Source organism: Microbacterium sp. 1.5R (genome assembly GCF_007667425.1).
In the GTDB taxonomy this organism is placed as follows: domain Bacteria; phylum Actinomycetota; class Actinomycetes; order Actinomycetales; family Microbacteriaceae; genus Microbacterium.
On the sequence record NZ_VDRC01000001.1, the window covers coordinates 924,533 to 939,845 of the forward strand.

At 70.7% G+C, this 15,313-nt stretch carries 12 protein-coding genes; 6 read left to right on the plus strand and 6 right to left on the minus strand.

The window, feature by feature from the left end; translation table 11 throughout:
* Nucleotides 1-38: 38 nt before the first annotated feature.
* Entirely contained in the window at nt 39-494 is a 456-nt protein-coding gene (locus FSY98_RS04605; RefSeq protein WP_144874369.1) for an Lrp/AsnC family transcriptional regulator, read from the minus strand.
* 71 nt (nt 495-565) lie between these two features.
* Here FSY98_RS04605 and FSY98_RS04610 point away from each other — a divergent pair, with 71 nt between their 5' ends.
* Entirely contained in the window at nt 566-1,996 is a 1,431-nt protein-coding gene (locus FSY98_RS04610) for a DUF6421 family protein (RefSeq protein ID WP_144874371.1), read from the plus strand.
* Nucleotides 1,997-2,123: 127 nt separating this feature from the next.
* Nucleotides 2,124-2,762, plus strand: coding sequence for an SDR family NAD(P)-dependent oxidoreductase (locus FSY98_RS04615; protein ID WP_144874372.1), 639 nt, complete (start codon nt 2,124-2,126; stop codon nt 2,760-2,762).
* Between the two features lie 29 nt (nt 2,763-2,791).
* Here FSY98_RS04615 and FSY98_RS04620 read toward each other — a convergent pair whose 3' ends face one another.
* Complete coding sequence (locus FSY98_RS04620) at nt 2,792-3,424, minus strand: GNAT family N-acetyltransferase (protein WP_260857277.1); 633 nt, start codon at nt 3,422-3,424, stop codon at nt 2,792-2,794.
* A complete protein-coding gene (locus FSY98_RS04625) occupies nt 3,411-4,979 on the minus strand; it encodes an MFS transporter (RefSeq protein ID WP_260857278.1) in 1,569 nt (522 codons plus the stop codon). The genes FSY98_RS04620 and FSY98_RS04625 overlap by 14 nt, the downstream gene beginning before the upstream one ends.
* A gap of 68 nt (nt 4,980-5,047) precedes the next feature.
* Between FSY98_RS04625 and FSY98_RS04630 the strand changes: the two genes are divergently transcribed.
* A complete protein-coding gene (locus FSY98_RS04630; RefSeq protein ID WP_144874376.1) occupies nt 5,048-6,115 on the plus strand; it encodes a low specificity L-threonine aldolase in 1,068 nt (355 codons plus the stop codon).
* A gap of 115 nt (nt 6,116-6,230) precedes the next feature.
* Here FSY98_RS04630 and FSY98_RS04635 read toward each other — a convergent pair whose 3' ends face one another.
* On the minus strand, nt 6,231-6,833 hold the full coding sequence (locus FSY98_RS04635) for a DUF4916 domain-containing protein (protein ID WP_144874378.1): 603 nt from the start codon (nt 6,831-6,833) through the stop codon (nt 6,231-6,233).
* 92 nt (nt 6,834-6,925) lie between these two features.
* On the opposite strand from FSY98_RS04635, the gene FSY98_RS04640 reads away from it, so the two are divergent.
* A complete protein-coding gene (locus FSY98_RS04640) occupies nt 6,926-7,588 on the plus strand; it encodes an alpha/beta hydrolase (RefSeq protein WP_144874380.1) in 663 nt (220 codons plus the stop codon).
* On the opposite strand, the gene FSY98_RS04645 is transcribed toward FSY98_RS04640, so the two are convergent.
* Entirely contained in the window at nt 7,585-7,881 is a 297-nt protein-coding gene (locus FSY98_RS04645; protein ID WP_144874382.1) for a hypothetical protein, read from the minus strand. The genes FSY98_RS04640 and FSY98_RS04645 overlap by 4 nt on opposite strands.
* A gap of 328 nt (nt 7,882-8,209) precedes the next feature.
* Here FSY98_RS04645 and FSY98_RS04650 point away from each other — a divergent pair, with 328 nt between their 5' ends.
* Nucleotides 8,210-9,808, plus strand: coding sequence for an ABC-F family ATP-binding cassette domain-containing protein (locus tag FSY98_RS04650; RefSeq protein ID WP_144874385.1), 1,599 nt, complete (start codon nt 8,210-8,212; stop codon nt 9,806-9,808).
* Between the two features lie 96 nt (nt 9,809-9,904).
* Here the strand turns inward: FSY98_RS04650 and FSY98_RS04655 are convergent, their stop codons facing one another.
* Nucleotides 9,905-10,315 carry a DUF6157 family protein gene (locus FSY98_RS04655; protein WP_144874387.1) on the minus strand — a complete coding sequence of 137 codons (411 nt, stop codon included), beginning with the start codon at nt 10,313-10,315 and terminating at the stop codon, nt 9,905-9,907.
* Between the two features lie 69 nt (nt 10,316-10,384).
* Between FSY98_RS04655 and FSY98_RS04660 the strand changes: the two genes are divergently transcribed.
* Nucleotides 10,385-15,181 carry a DEAD/DEAH box helicase gene (locus FSY98_RS04660; protein WP_144874389.1) on the plus strand — a complete coding sequence of 1,599 codons (4,797 nt, stop codon included), beginning with the start codon at nt 10,385-10,387 and terminating at the stop codon, nt 15,179-15,181.
* The last annotated feature ends 132 nt before the right edge of the window (nt 15,182-15,313 follow it).

The window sequence follows — 15,313 nt, forward strand, 5'->3', positions numbered from 1 at the left end:
CGGTTGCGGTCACAGTATCGCGGCGCCACCGCAGCGCACTATCCCTCGGTGACGGTGACGATCGGCCGGTGCTCGTAGTACGTCTGCAGCACGACCGTCGTGCGGGTGTTGACGTTCGCGGCGAGGCGGATATCGCGGACGAGCTCCTCCAAATGGCGGGGCGTGGCGACGCGGACGAAGAGCATGTAGCTGGCGTCTCCGGCGATGGAATGGCAGGCCTCGATCGCCGTGAGGTGCTCGAGCAGCTCCGGAGCATCGTCGGGCTGCGCCGGGTCGAGCGGCGTGATCTCGATGAACGCCGAGAGCGGGGCCCCGACCTGCTCCGGGTCGAGTACGGCGCGGTACCCGGTGATGACGCCGCGGCCCTCGAGCCGGCGGAGACGCGATTGGACGGCGGACACCGACAATCCCACCGTCTCGGACAGCTGTGCGAGCGTTGCGCGCCCGTCACGGGAGATCTCGGCCAGGATCGCGCGATCGACAGAATCATCCATGGATGTAAGATTATCGTCGGGATTCCGATTCAACCGGAATTTTTCCGCCATTTGCCCCGATCGGAGGTTCCATGTCCACTCCCACCCTGAATTCTCAGGCCATCGTCGGCGAACCCGAGGTCGTGGAGGACGCGTCGATCGCCGAGCAGTCCGCCGCATGGGCGCAGCTCAAGGACGCGGCCGTCGCCATCCGCGAGATGCAGGTGAAGGACGGTTCGATCCCCGATGCCGCACATCACGCGGCCGCGCGCGACCTCGTCTCCGCCGTCGTTGCCGCGATCCGCGCCCTGGCGCCCGCCTTCCCGCACGACGCCGAGTACCTCGCCGCATCCGCCGTCGACTTCGAACGCTGGGCGGCCGAGGACTTCGGCACTCCCGACTTCCTCGACTCGCTCCAGGCCTTCCAGCCGCAGCAGCACCGCGTCGACGGCATCCGTCATCTCGTGATCTTCCCGATGTACACGCAGAACGGGTCGAGTGATCGTCTCGTCGAGGCGCTCATCGTCGAGACGATCTGGCCGGAGTTCATCGCCGCCCTCGAAGCAGGCGACTACGGCAACAAGCTGTTCGTCTCGCTGCGCCTCGTCGACTTCACGCCCGGGTACGACACCAACTCCGCCGTGCTGTTCCCCGAGACCGTCGCGATGCGCGAGATCCCGTCGTTCACCTGGGGCGCGATCTTCCAGGACCGCGAGGCCGCCCGGTACCGCCGCGTCACCCGCGCCGCCGCCGAGATCACGAAACTCGACCTGCCCGAGCGCGCCGCCGCGATGCTCGACGACCAGGCGCTCACCGAGCGCGCGTTCGTGATGTGGGACATCATCCACGACCGCACGCACATGCGCGGCGACCTGCCGTTCGATCCGTTCATGATCAAGCAGCGGATGCCGTTCTTCCTCTACTCGCTCGAGGAGCTGCGCTGCGACCTGACCGCGTTCCGCGAGTCGGTGAAGATTCAGCGCGGCCTGTCGGCCCGCGTCGAGACCGGAGAAGACGTCACCGCCGCCGAGCACGAGATGCTCCAGCACGCCGACCTCGTGCAGTACGCGGTGATCTTCGATCGGATCTTCCGGTTCGCGATCACCGGATCGCGGGTGCGGAACTACGACGGGCTCGGCGGCCAGCTGCTGTTCGCGTGGCTGCACCAGCGCGGAGTGCTGCACTGGACCGACACGGCCCTCGCTTTCGACTGGGATGCCGTTCCTGACGCGGTCGTCGCCCTGGGTGACGCGATCGACGAACTGTACTGGCGCTCGATCGATCGTCCGAAGACGGCGCACTGGCTCGCGGCGTACGACCTCGTGCGCTCGGTGCTCACCCCGCACCCGGCATCGCAGTGGGCACGCGGGCTGTCGGACGAGATCCTCGCCGGCGCCCCCAAGGGCTACACCGACGCCGTGCTCGACGACGAGTTCCCCCTGTCCATGTTCTTCGAGGCCCTCGACAAGAAGATGAAACCTGTCATCGAGTCGACGGTCGGCATCCGCGGCACCGACGTCTGAGTCGGAGCGCGCTTTCTGGGGTTCGGTCCGCGCTCTGCGGCCGAACGGAGGTTCTGCGGCCATCCCGTCCGGGGATGGCCGCAGGATCGACTATCGGACCAGACCGACATCCGCGAAAGGTGAGCACATGAGCGTCGATGGTCGTACCGTCGTCGTGGCCGGAGCCACGAGTGCGGCCGGTCACGCCGTGACGACCGCGCTCGTCGCGGCAGGTGCGCGAGTGATCGCGACCGGCCGGTCGGAGGATCGGCTCGACGTACTCCGTGAGCGCGGCGCCGAGACGATGGTCGCGGACGCCACCTCGCTGACGGAGATGGGAGAGCTCGCGGCAGGTCTGGGGGCTGTCGACGGCGTCATCCCCCTGGTGGGCGGCTGGCGTGGCGGTGGCGGCCTCGTCGGACAGTCGGATGAGGATCTGCACGCCCTCCTTCCGGCCTTCGAGGCCGTGCGAGCCACGAGTCGGGCGTTCGAGGCGCTTCTGCGGGAATCGGACGCAGGGCGCTTCGCCCTCGTGTCGTCGACCGCGGTGGCCCGGCCGCTCGCCGGAGGAGCGAACTACGTCGCGGTCAAGGCCGCGAGCGAAGCCTGGGGACGCGCGGTCGCGCAGGGGTTCGCGAAGGCGGCGCGCGATGCCGGGGGGCCTCTGCGCGCCGCCTCCGTGATCTTTCGGGCGAAGGCGCTCGACGCCGACACGCTGGCCCCGGCCGTGGCGGCTCTGTGGGATGCCGATGCAGACGCGCTGAACGATCGCGTCATCGACCTCTGATCCGCAGCCCGGGCGGGACGCCTGCGCCGTCAGAGTTCGCGGCGCATGACGAGCCGTCGGGTGGTGGGGTGGCTCACTTCGACGAAGCCGGCGGCGGCGAACGCCCCGACCGATCCGACGTTCATCTCGCCCCATGACACGGTCGATCCGCCCGTGAGCATCGGGTACCCCTCGATCGCCGACGCTCCGCGTCCGCGGGCATGCTCGACGGCGGCCGCGACAAGAGGGTGGGTGAGGCCGCGACCGCGGAATCCGGCGCGCACGATCAGGCACACCACCGCCCAGACCCGGTCGTCGTCCGGGTCTTCGTCCCGCCCCTTCCAGGGCACCGAGGACCCGCGGAGCCGCCCGTAGACGCGGCGTCGGTCGACCGCGCACCAGGCGACGGGGTCATCGCCGAGGTAGGCGACGAGGCCGACCGTCTCCGCCGAGCGCGGGTCGTCGCAGTGCACCTCGCTCCGCAGCAGGTCTCGGCGCTCGTCGACGGGCATGTGCCACCAGTCGCCGTCGCCGAGACGCTGGCGCTCGCACTGGCAGCGACCGGCCGTACCAGTGAGGATCGTCTGCAGGTCATCCCAGCGCGCCTCGTTCGCCGGGACGATGCGGAGGGCGGGGAAGGCCGCCACCTGGCCGCTCTGCGCGTCGCGGTCAGTCCCGGACACGGTCGCCATCCGGCGGTGCCGAGTCGTCCGCGGATGCGCGGCCTCCCCGCGCCGACACCGGGTCGACGAACGCTCCGGACGACGCGGTGCCCCGGGCATCCGTCGCCTCTCCGGGGAGAGCTGCATTCACGGGGACAGCCGCAGTTGCGACGTCCGCCCTCTCTCCGACCTCGGCCTGTTCTCCCGCGTCGGCCTGGTCCCCCGCGTCGGCCTGTTCTCCCGCGTCGGCCTGCGGATTCTGCGCGGGAGCGTCGGCGTACAGGTCGGTGAGCCTGCGGTAGGACTTCGTGAGGAAGGCGAGTCCTCCTACGACGACCATGATGAGCCCGGCGAACAGGCAGATCAGTGCGATGCCACGGGCGTCGCCTTCGCCGAGCAGCCAGCCCCACTGCCGCTGACCGGCCGACGAGTCCATGTACGGGATGACGAGGAACTCCGCGATCGGCGCGATGAGGAACGCCGTGATCGGCGCTGCCGCTGCCTCCATGGCAGCCGCGACCCCGAACACGCGCCCCTGCCGGTCGAAACGGACCACTTTCTGGATGATGGTCTGCTCGGCCGCTTCCGCAGGCGGGACGAGGGCCATGTAGACCCACATGCCCAGCACGTACAGCGGCCACCACTCCCGCAGCATGAACAGGGAGCCGAGCAGCCCCATCACGATGACCACGAGGAGCAGCGTTCGCATGGGTTTCGCGCCGAGACCGAACTTCGCCACCAACGCCCCGCCGATGATGAAGCCCGTCGACGAGAACGCGAGGGCGAAGCCCCACATCTGCGCATCGAACAATGTGAGCCCATACGGATCCATGAGCGCCATGTAGACGCCGCCGATGAGGTTGTTGAACGTGGAGAAGACGATGAGCGCGAAGAGTCCGGGGGCGAGCTTGATCGCCGCGACGCTGCCGCGGAAGTCGAGCGCGCTCGGCGCATCGGGATCGGGCGTCGGGGCGCCCTCGGGGATGCGGATGAAGAGCAGATGCACGAGAGTCAGCACCATGGCCGCGATGGCGATGCCGAGCGTCCACCCCATGCCGAGGAAGCCGATCGACAGACCGGAGAACACGCTCGTGACGAGGAACGCCAGCCCCTGCACCGTGCCGACGAGCCCGTTGGCGTTGGCCCGCCGCTCCTCCGGCACGAGCAGCGTGACCGTGGTGGAGAGCGCGATGTTGCGCAGCTGCTCGATCACGCCGCCGAAGAGGATGACGATCGAGAAGATCCAGAACCACGGCCCGCCGAGGTCGAGCAGCGCGGACTCGGGCTGCCAGACGTACAGGACGCCCGCGACGAGGAAGGCCGCGGCCGAGACCACGCTCGACATCAGCATGACCGCGTGTTTGCGGTGCCGGTCGACGATCGTGCCGAAGATCATCGCGAAGAATGCGATGAACAGCATGTACGCACCGCCGATGATGCCCGTGGCGAGCACCGACCGGGTCTCGATGTAGACCCAGAACGTGAGCGCGAACCACAGGAAGCTCGTCGTCACGTTGGCGATGAGCGTGTTGACGAGAACGTTCGCGAAGGCCCTCTGCGCAGCGGTGCGTTCCATGGCTCCGAGGGTAGGACTCCCCTCGGACATTGGGTAGGGGCATCTGCGGCGACGATTAGGCTTGACCGGTGAGCATTCAGCATGATCCCGCGATCCGCGGCTTCGCCAGCGACAACTACTCCGGTATCCACCCCGAGGTCCTCGCGGCCATCGCGGAGGCGAACGGCGGGCACCAGGTCGCCTACGGCGAGGACGCCTACACCGAGCGTCTGCAGGAGGTCTTCCGCTCACACTTCGGCGAGGGCGTCGAGGCTTACCCGGTGTTCAACGGCACCGGTGCCAACGTCACCGCCCTGCAGTCGATGCTGCCGCGCTGGGGCGCCGTGATCGCGGCTTCCTCCGCCCACATCAACGTCGACGAGGGTGGGGCGCCCGAGCGCATCGGCGGGTTCAAGATCCTCGCCGTGCCCACCGACGACGGCAAGCTCACCCCCGAGCTCGTCGACCGCGAGGCATGGGGATGGGGCGACGAGCACCGCGCGCAGCCCCTCGTCGTGTCGATCACCCAGTCGACCGAGCTCGGCACGGTGTACAGCGTCGACGAGATCCGCGCCCTGGCCGATCATGCGCACGAGCGCGGGATGACGGTGCACCTCGACGGCGCCCGCATCTCGAACGCCGCCGCCGCGCTCGACCTGCCGCTGCGCGCCTTCACCCGTGACGCGGGCGTCGACGTGCTGAGCTTCGGTGGAACGAAGAATGGCGCGATGCTGGGCGAGGCCATCGTCGTGCTCGACCCCGAGGCGTCGACCGGTCTCACCTATTCGCGCAAGTTCAACATGCAGCTGTCGTCGAAGATGCGCTTCGTCTCGGCGCAGCTCATCGCGCTGCTCGACGGCGACCTGTGGCTGCGCAACGCCCGGCACGCGAACGCGATGGCGCAGCGGCTGCGCGGGTCGATCGAAGCGGGCATCTCGGACGGATCGATCGCAGGCGTGACCTTCACCCAGCCGACTCAGGCGAACGGCGTCTTCGCCGCACTCCCCGACGGCATCGCCGACAGCCTGCGCGAGAGCTTCCGCTTCTACGACTGGGATGCCGCGCGCAACGAGGTCCGCTGGATGTGCGGATTCGACACCGACGAGTCGGACGTCGACGCGTTCGTCGCCGAGCTCGGGCGTCTCACCACGAGCTGAACGAGGCCCCTCGGCTGCATCGCCGACGCCCCTGTTCGGTGCCGAGGCCCCTGCCTGCTGATGTCAGCGGGCAGGGGCCTCGGCGTTCAGCAGGGGCGTCGGCGTGCAGCGCGCGTCAGCGCAACAGGCCGAGGTACGCGAGCGCCTGGCGGATGAGCGTGCCGCGGCCGCCCTCCATCTCGGCGGCGACCGCATCGGAGGCCGCGGCCTCCGGCGAGAACCAGGTGACTTCGAGGGCATCCTGTCGCGGCTCGCACGTACCGGTCACCGGGATCACGAAAGCAAGCGACACCGCGTGCTGACGGTCGTCGTGATACGCGCTCACACCGGGGATCGGGAAGTACTCCGCGACGGTGAACGGCAACGGCTGCGGAGGCAGCAGCGGGAAGGCCATCGGCCCCAGATCGTTCTCGACGTGGCGGAACAGCGCATCGCGGATGGTCTCGCCGAAGCGCACTCGACCGGACACGATGGTGCGCGTCATCTCGCCCATCGGAGTGGAGCGGAGCAGGATGCCGATCTCGGTGACCTGCCCCGAGCCGTCGGTGCGCACCGGAATCGCCTCGACGTAGAGCATGGGAAGGCGACGACGGGCCTCCTCGAGCTCGAATTCGCTCAGCCAGCCGGGGTTGGCATCGGGCGTCGGCGGCTTCGCGTCGCCGAACCCGCCGATGCCGTCGTCGGGTTCTGGGTCGGGATCAGGTGTGCGGACGGCCATGTGTCCTTTCTACCAGCCGCCCTCGCGAGCGGACAGCGACGGCCGATCCGACGGCCCGTGCCGACGTCGGACGCCGCTGGCAGGATGGAGAGGTGAGCGAGGAACTGAGACTCGACGGCGCCCTCACGCGCTGGTCGACGGGCGAGAGAACGGATGCGCCGCTGCTCGTGCTGCTCCACGGCTACGGGGCCGACGAGCACGACCTCTTCGGCCTGGTGCCGTACCTGCCCGAGGGCATCGCGGTGGCGTCCGTCGCCGCACCCCTCGCACCGCCGTGGCCGATGCCCGGCCGGTCGTGGTACCCGATCGAGGGCCTGGACGGGCGCAGCTCGGCTGCGGTGACGACGGCCGCCCGAGCCCTCCTGCACTGGCTCGAGTCCGCGCGGGAGGATGCTGCGTCCGTCGCCCTCCTGGGCTTCTCGCAGGGCGCCGCCGTCGCTCTGCAGGGTCTCCGTCTCGCGCCCGAGACCGTCGACGCCGTGGTGGCGCTGAGCGGCTACGCCGCGCCGGGCGAGCTCTCTCGCGACCCTGAGCTCGCCGAACTCCGGCCGCACGTGTTCTGGGGGCGCGGCACGAACGACGACGTCATCCCGCCGGCCCTCGTGGCGCACACGGCGGAGTGGCTGCCGGCGCATTCCGAGCTCTCCGGGCGCGTGTACACCGGTCTCACCCACAGCATCTCCGAGGAGGAGCTCGGCGACGTCCGCGCCTTCCTCGACAAGTGGCTGGAGCGCGTGCGCGCGCCGAAGGGCTAGCGCGGGGCGGGTCCGCTCGGGTCCGTCCGATCGTCGGTCGCCTCGTCCGGATCGGCGATGCCGTCGGAGTCCGCTCCACCCGCATCCTCCGTCGGCGCATCGCGGCGCCGCCACGAGCCCCGACCTATCGCTGCCGACAGCGAGAGGCCGATGATGACGCCGATGCTGATCCCGAGGATCCAGTTGTCGAACGAGACGGCGAGAGCGACGCCGACGCCCATCCCGATCGCGAGGCCGGCACCGAGGCCGAGCCGGGTGCGCATCTCCTGGGGGCTGGGTTCGCGATCTGCCATGACTCCACGGTACGGACGTCGCCGGCATCCGGCATCCCCCGATCGTCGGATCCGGACCGGCCGGCGCGGGACGCGAGGTCTTGCGCAGCCACGACACGCCCGGGTATCGTCGGTGAGTCCTGTCCGCCGTGTCTGGAAGTCCTTTGATCTGAATCGTCGCCTCCGCGCTCTCTCATCCGCGCGCTGACCCGACGATCGCCGACTCCACGGCCGACCATCGCCCTCCGTCGTTCTGACGGACTCCGCCCCTCGCGGTCTCCCCCGGGGGATCCCGTTTCGGGAGCAGGGCGACCGGTGTCAGTGCACCCCGCACTCGACAGGAGACCCCATGACCACCCCCACCCTTCATGCATCCGTCACGCTCGACCGCGTGACCTTCGCCTGGCCCGACGGATCGACGGCGCTCGACTCCGTGTCCGGCTCGTTCGGATCGGGCCGCACCGGCCTCGTGGGCCGCAACGGAGCAGGCAAGTCCACGCTGTTGCGGCTCATCGCCGGCGAGCTCGCTCCCACCTCAGGAACCGTGACGACGACGGGCGAGGTCGCGTACCTCCCGCAGCAGCTGACCCTCGACGTGGACCGCCGCGTGGCCGACCTGCTGGGCGTCGCGACAGCGCTCGACGCTGTGCGCGCGATCGGCGTAGGCGACGTCGACCCTGCTCACTTCGACGCGGTCGGCGACGAGTGGGACATCGAGGCGCGAGCCGAAGTGGCCCTCGCCGACGCCGGACTCGCTCCGGAGTTCCTCGATCGACGCGTCGGAGAGCTCTCGGGCGGCGAAGCCGTGCTCGTCGCGATCGCCGGCATCCGCCTTCGTCGAGCGCCCATCACGCTTCTCGACGAGCCGACCAACAACCTCGACCGCGAGGCGAGGTCCACGCTCGCCTCGCTGGTGCGCGCCTGGAAGGGCACGTTGATCGTCGTGAGCCACGACCTGTCGCTGCTGGAGCTCGTGGACGACACCGCCGAGCTCTACGCGCAGACGCTCAGCGTGTTCGGCGGTCCGTACTCGCAGTGGCGCGCCTGGCTGGATGCGGAGCAGGACGCCGCACGGCAGGCCGAGGCGACCGCGAAGCAGGAGTTCCGCAAGGAGAGACGCCAGCGCATCGAGGCGGAGGTCAAGCTCGCGCACCGTGCTCGCACCGCGAAGAAGGCCGAGATCGAGAAGCGCGTGCCGAAGATCATCGCGCACGGGCGGCGCGGGGCGGCCGAGGTGTCTGCAGGCCGGCTGCGCACCGAGGTCGGCGCGAAGGAGGATGCCGCCCGGGCATCGCTCGACGAGGCGGGGCGGCGCATCCGCTCGGATGCCTCGATGAAGATCGAGTTGCCGGATCCGCAGGTGTCACCCTCCCGCCGGCTCGCCGAGATCGGCGACGGCGAGCGCTCATGGGTCGTGCAGGGCCCGGAGCGGGTCGCGCTGATCGGACGCAACGGCGCAGGCAAGACCACCCTGCTCGAAGATCTCGTGCACCACCGGGTGCGGGGTCCGCTGAGGGCGCTCCCGTTCACGGAGCGCGTCGGGTACCTGCCGCAGCGGGTCGACGGACTCGACGAGACGCGCTCGGTGTTCGAGAACATCGCCGATGCCGCACCACAGGTTCCGGAGAAGGAGCTGCGCAACCGACTGGCGCGTTTCCTGATCCGCGGGGCTACCGCCGATCGTCCGGTCGCCGCGCTGTCGGGCGGGGAGAGATTCCGCGTCGCGCTCGCCACGCTGCTGCTGTCGGACCCCGCACCGCATCTCGTGCTGCTCGACGAGCCGACGAACAATCTCGACATCGACACCGTCGACCAACTCGTCGACGCCCTGAAGGCGTATCAGGGCGGTGTGCTCGTCGTGAGCCACGACGACGCGTTCCTCGGGCGGCTGGACCTCGACCTGACTCTCGAGCTCGACGGCGAGGGGAGGCTGCAGCAGGTCGACTGAGGCACGCCGCCCCGGCAGCGCCGGTCCGGCTGCGCCTCACGCCCGGCGGCTCCACCTCATGCCCGCCGGGTACACCTCACGCCCGCCGGCTCCGCCTCACACCCGCCGGCTCCGCATCGCCTTCGTGTGCGCGATCGCGGGGTCGGCGGCCCGCAGCGCATACTCGTCGGACTCTCGCGGTACGAGCGCCACCCGACCATCGGCGTCGTGGTCGATGCCCCAGCCATAGCGCTTCCCGAGCGGGGAGGAACGCAGGCACGGCTGCCCCTTCGAGAAGAACGCCTCCCGCGCCGCCGCATCGCCGGGGTCGATACCCTGACGCAGCGCATGGGTCTCGAAGATCACGTCGTCCGACGTTCGTCCGTACGGCCTCTCGGTGATCAGCCGGTAGTGCAGAGCCGCGATCGTCGGTTGCTCGCCCGTCGGCGGCTCCTGCGCGTGGTCGGTCGGACAGTCGTCTGCGACCTCGATGAACGTGGTGCGGTAGTCGGTGGTGTGCGTCGCCATGCCTACAGCATGCTCCGGGGGTCGGACAATCCGGAGCCCGATGTCGGTGGCCGGGGTCATGATGGAGGGATGAGCGACGTGCTCGACCGTTTCACCCCCGCCACCCACGACTGGTTCCGCGGGGCCTTCACCGCGCCCACCCCCGCTCAGGCGGGTGCCTGGGAGGCCATCTCGGCCGGCAAGCACGCTCTCGTGGTCGCGCCGACCGGTTCGGGCAAGACGCTGTCGGCCTTCCTCTGGGCGATCGACAGCGTCTTCCGCGAGCGCATCGCGGCGGGCGCGGTGGCGGAGCCCGTCGCCGAGGCGGCGCAGGCGCCCGGCACGACGCGCACGCCGGGCAGGAAGACGCAGAACGAGAAGACGCAGAGCAAGAAGACGCAGAAAGATGCCGATGCGTCGCGTACCCGCATCCTCTACATCTCCCCGCTGAAGGCTCTCGGCGTCGACGTCGAGCGCAACCTGCGGTCACCGCTGATCGGCATCGGTCAGTCGGCCCGCCGGTTGAACATGCCTGCCCCGGCGGTGACGGTCGGCGTCCGGTCCGGCGACACGACCTCGAGCGATCGGCGCAAACTCGTCGCCGATCCGCCCGACATCCTCATCACCACACCGGAGTCGCTGTACCTCATGCTCACGAGCCGTGCGGGCGAGACGCTGCGCGACGTGCATACGGTCATCATCGACGAGGTGCACGCGGTCGCGGCCACGAAGCGCGGCGCCCACCTCGCGGTGAGCCTCGAGCGACTCGACGCGCTCCGTCAGACCCACGGCCACGACGAACCGGCGCAGCGCATCGGCCTGTCGGCGACCGTACGACCGATCGACGAGGTCGCCCGCTTCCTCGGTGGAGCGGCACCGGTCGAGATCGTCGCTCCCCCGGCGTCCAAGACGTTCGAGCTCGGGGTCGTCGTGCCCATGGAGGACATGACGAACCCGCCTCCGCCGCCGGGTGCCGCCGCTGTGTCCGCCGACGACGGATCCGCCGAGTACACCGAGGTCACGGGGTCGATCTGGCCGCACGTCGAAGAGGCGATCGTCGACCGCATCCTGCAGAACAGCTCGACGATCGTGTTCGCCAACTCGCGGCGTCTCGCCGAGCGCCTGACGGGCCGGCTGAACGAGATCTACTCCGAGCGCATCGGTGTCCCGCTCCCCGAGGCGACCGTGCCGGCGGGCACGATGGCGCAGGCCGGAGCCACCGCCGGCGCCGATCCCGTGCTCGCCAAGGCGCACCACGGCTCCGTCTCGAAGGAGCAGCGCGCGCAGGTCGAAGAGGAGCTGAAGTCCGGCGTCCTCCGCTGCGTCGTCGCGACGAGCAGCCTCGAGCTCGGCATCGACATGGGCGCCGTCGACCTCGTGATCCAGGTCGAGGCCCCGCCCTCCGCGGCCTCCGGCCTGCAACGCGTCGGTCGGGCGGGCCACCAGGTCGGCGAGATCAGCCGCGCGGCGCTCTTCCCCAAGCACCGCGGCGACGTGCTGCATACCGCGATCGTCACCGAGCGGATGCTGGCGGGCAAGATCGAGGCGATCAACGTGCCACGCAACCCGCTCGACATCCTCGCGCAGCAGACCGTCGCGGCGAGCGCACTCGGTGCGATCAGCGTCGAGGAGTGGTACGAGACCGTGCGGCGCTCCGCTCCGTTCCAGTCGCTGCCCCGCTCGGCCTACGAGGCGACCCTCGACCTGCTCGCCGGCCGCTTCCCCTCCGACGAGTTCGCCGAGCTGCGGCCGCGACTCGTGTGGGACCGCGACGCCGGCATCCTCACCGGCCGGCCGGGCGCTCAGCGCATCGCCGTCACGAGCGGCGGCACGATCCCCGACCGGGGACTCTTCGGCGTCTTCGTCGCCGGGGAGAGCACCGGCGCACGCGTCGGCGAGCTCGACGAGGAGATGGTGTACGAGTCCCGCGTGGGCGACGTGTTCACCCTCGGCACCACCAGCTGGCGGATCGCCGAGATCACGCATGACCGCGTCAACGTGATCCCCGCCTACGGACAGCCGGGCAAGGTGCCGTTCTGGCACGGCGACGGCATCGGTCGCCCGTTCGAGCTCGGCGAGGCGCTCGGCAGGTTCTCGCGCGAGGTGTCGTCGGCCAGCCCTGAGAAGGCCACCCAGCGACTCATCGACGCCGGACTCGACGAGCAGGCCCGCGCCAATCTCATGGCCCACATCACCGAGCAGCGCGAGGCGACCGGAACGCTGCCCACCGACCGCACCCTCACGGTCGAACGCGGACACGACGAGGTCGGCGACTGGCGCGTCATCCTGCATTCTCCCTACGGCATGAAGGTGCACGCCCCGTGGGCTCTCGCCATCAACGCCCGCGTCCGCGAGCGACTCGGGGTCGAGGGGTCGGCGGTCGCGAGCGACGACGGCATCATCGTGCGTCTTCCCGACGCCGAGACCGATCCCCCGGGCGCTGAGCTGTTCGTCTTCGACCCCGATGAACTCGAGCAGCTGGTCACCCAGGAGGTCGGCGGGTCGGCCCTGTTCGCCTCCCGGTTCCGCGAGTGCGCTGCGCGCGCGCTGCTCATGCCCCGCACGAACCCCAACCGCCGCACGCCGCTCTGGCAGCAGCGGCAGAGGTCGGCCCAACTGCTCGAGGTCGCACGCCGGCATCCGACCTTCCCAGTGATCCTCGAGACGCTGCGCGAGGTGCTGCAGGACGTCTACGACCTGCCGTCGTTGCGGCGGCTCGCCACCTCCATCGCCGACCGCAGCATCCGCCTCGTCGAGACCCAGCCCGGCCAGCCGTCGCCCTACGCCCGCGACCTGCTGTTCGGCTACGTCGGCGCCTTCATGTACGAGGGCGACTCCCCGCTCGCCGAGCGCCGTGCCGCCGCGCTCTCTGTCGACCCGGCGCTGCTCGGCGAACTGCTCGGCACGGTCGAACTCCGCGAGCTCCTCGACCCCGCCGTCATCGCGCAGTTCGAGCGGGAAGCGCAGCGCCTCGACCCCGAACGCCGCGTGCGCGGGCTCGAAGGTGTCGCCGACCTGCTCAGGATGCTCGGGCCGATGGATGCCGATGAGGTGGCGCTCCGGCTCGAACCAGCGCCCCAGGGCGTGACGCACCCACCCCGCGCGCAGGGCGCGACGGCCTCACCTCGCGCGCAGGGCGGGGCAGCTGACACCGCCACCGAGCCCGCCGAGCCCACCGCCGCCTCCGTCCACGCGACGAGGGAGGAGGCCGCCGCCCACCTGGACGCCCTCGTCGCCGCTCGCCGGGCGATCCCCGTGACCATCGCCGGCACGACCCGCGTCGCCGGCATCGAAGACGCCGGCCGACTGCGCGATGCCCTCGGCGCCGCGCTGCCGACCGGCATCCCCGTCGCCTTCCTCGAGCCCCTCGCCGACCCGCTCGGCGACCTCGTCACCCGATACGCCCGCACCCACGGCCCCTTCACGACAGAGGCTCTCGCCACCCGCCTGGGCATCGGCGCCGCCGTCGCCAGGCACACCCTGCAGCGGCTCGAACACGCCGGGCGCCTGACGAGCGGCTACTTCCTGCCCGAGGCATCCGGGAGCGGCTCCGACATCGAGTGGTGCGACACCGAGGTGCTGCGGCGACTGCGCATGCGCTCGCTCGCGGCGATCCGCGGCAGCGTCGAGCCGGTCTCGCCGGAGGCGTACGCGCGGTTCCTCCCGGACTGGCAGCATCTGACCCGCCCGCTGGAGGGCCTCGACGGTGTGCTCACGGTGATCGAGCAGTTCGCGGGAGTGCCGGTGCCGGCGAGCGCCTGGGAGTCGCTCGTGCTGCCCTCCCGAGTGCGCGACTACTCCCCCGCGCTGCTCGACGAGCTCACGGCGGCGGGCGAAGTCATCTGGTCGGGTCACGGCACGCTGCCTGGTCGCGACGGGTGGGTGTCGCTGCACCCGGCCGATCTCGCACCGTTCACGCTGCCCGAGCCCGACGACGAGATCGCCTCCGACTCGCTCGAGGCGCGCGTGCTCGAGGCCCTGCAGGCCGGTGGCGCATACTTCGCCTCGCAGCTCAGAGACATGGCGGGCGCCGAGAACGAGCAGTCCGTGCTCGAGGCCCTGTGGTCGCTGACGTGGTCGGGGCGCGTGACCAACGACACCTTCGCCCCGATCCGCTCGCTCCTCGCGGGCGGGTCCCAGGCCCACCGCGTGACCCGCCGCGCACCGCGCACCCGCGCATACCGGGGCATGTCGCTCGCCCGATCGACCCCGCGCCCCACGTCGGTCGGCGGGCGCTGGTCGCTTCTCCCCACGATCGACACGGATGCCGCGCGCCGCGCGACCGTCACCGCAGGGCTCCTGCTTGACCGATACGGCGTCGTGACGAGGGGCGCGGTGCAGAGCGAGGGCGTGCCAGGCGGTTTCGCCCAGACCTACCGCGTGCTCGCCGGGTTCGAGGAAGCGGGCCACTGCCGCCGCGGCTACGTGATCGAGAAGCTCGGCGCCGCCCAGTTCGCGGCGTCCGCCACGGTCGACCGCCTGCGCACGTTCGCAGGCCTCGCCGACCCGCCGCCGCTCGCCGCGACGACCCTCGCAGCGACAGACCCCGCGAACCCGTACGGCGCCGCGCTCGGCTGGCCGAAGCGAGACGGCGTATCGCATCGCCCAGGCCGCAAGGCCGGCGGACTCGTCGTGCTCGTCGACGGGTCGCTCGTGCTGTACCTCGAACGCGGCGGCAAGACCGTGCTGTCGTTCACCGACGATCCAGACATCCTGCGCGCGGCCACCGCCGACCTGGCCGCGACGTCGCGCGCGCGGCGCCTCGACACGCTCACGGTCGAGAAGGTCGACGGTGACGGCGTCTACGGCACGGCGCTCGCCACCGCGCTGCAGGAGGCGGGCTTCGTCGCCACCCCGCGCGGCTACTCGCTGCGCAAGGCGATCTGAACGCGCCCGCGGCCGTGTGCCCCCGCTCGTCGTCGGAGCTCGCGACCGCACCCCTTTCAAGAGGCGCGCACCCCTCCCGAGAGGCGTGCACCGCGCGGCATCCCTCACTGACGTCGACCTCTCGATCGCGAG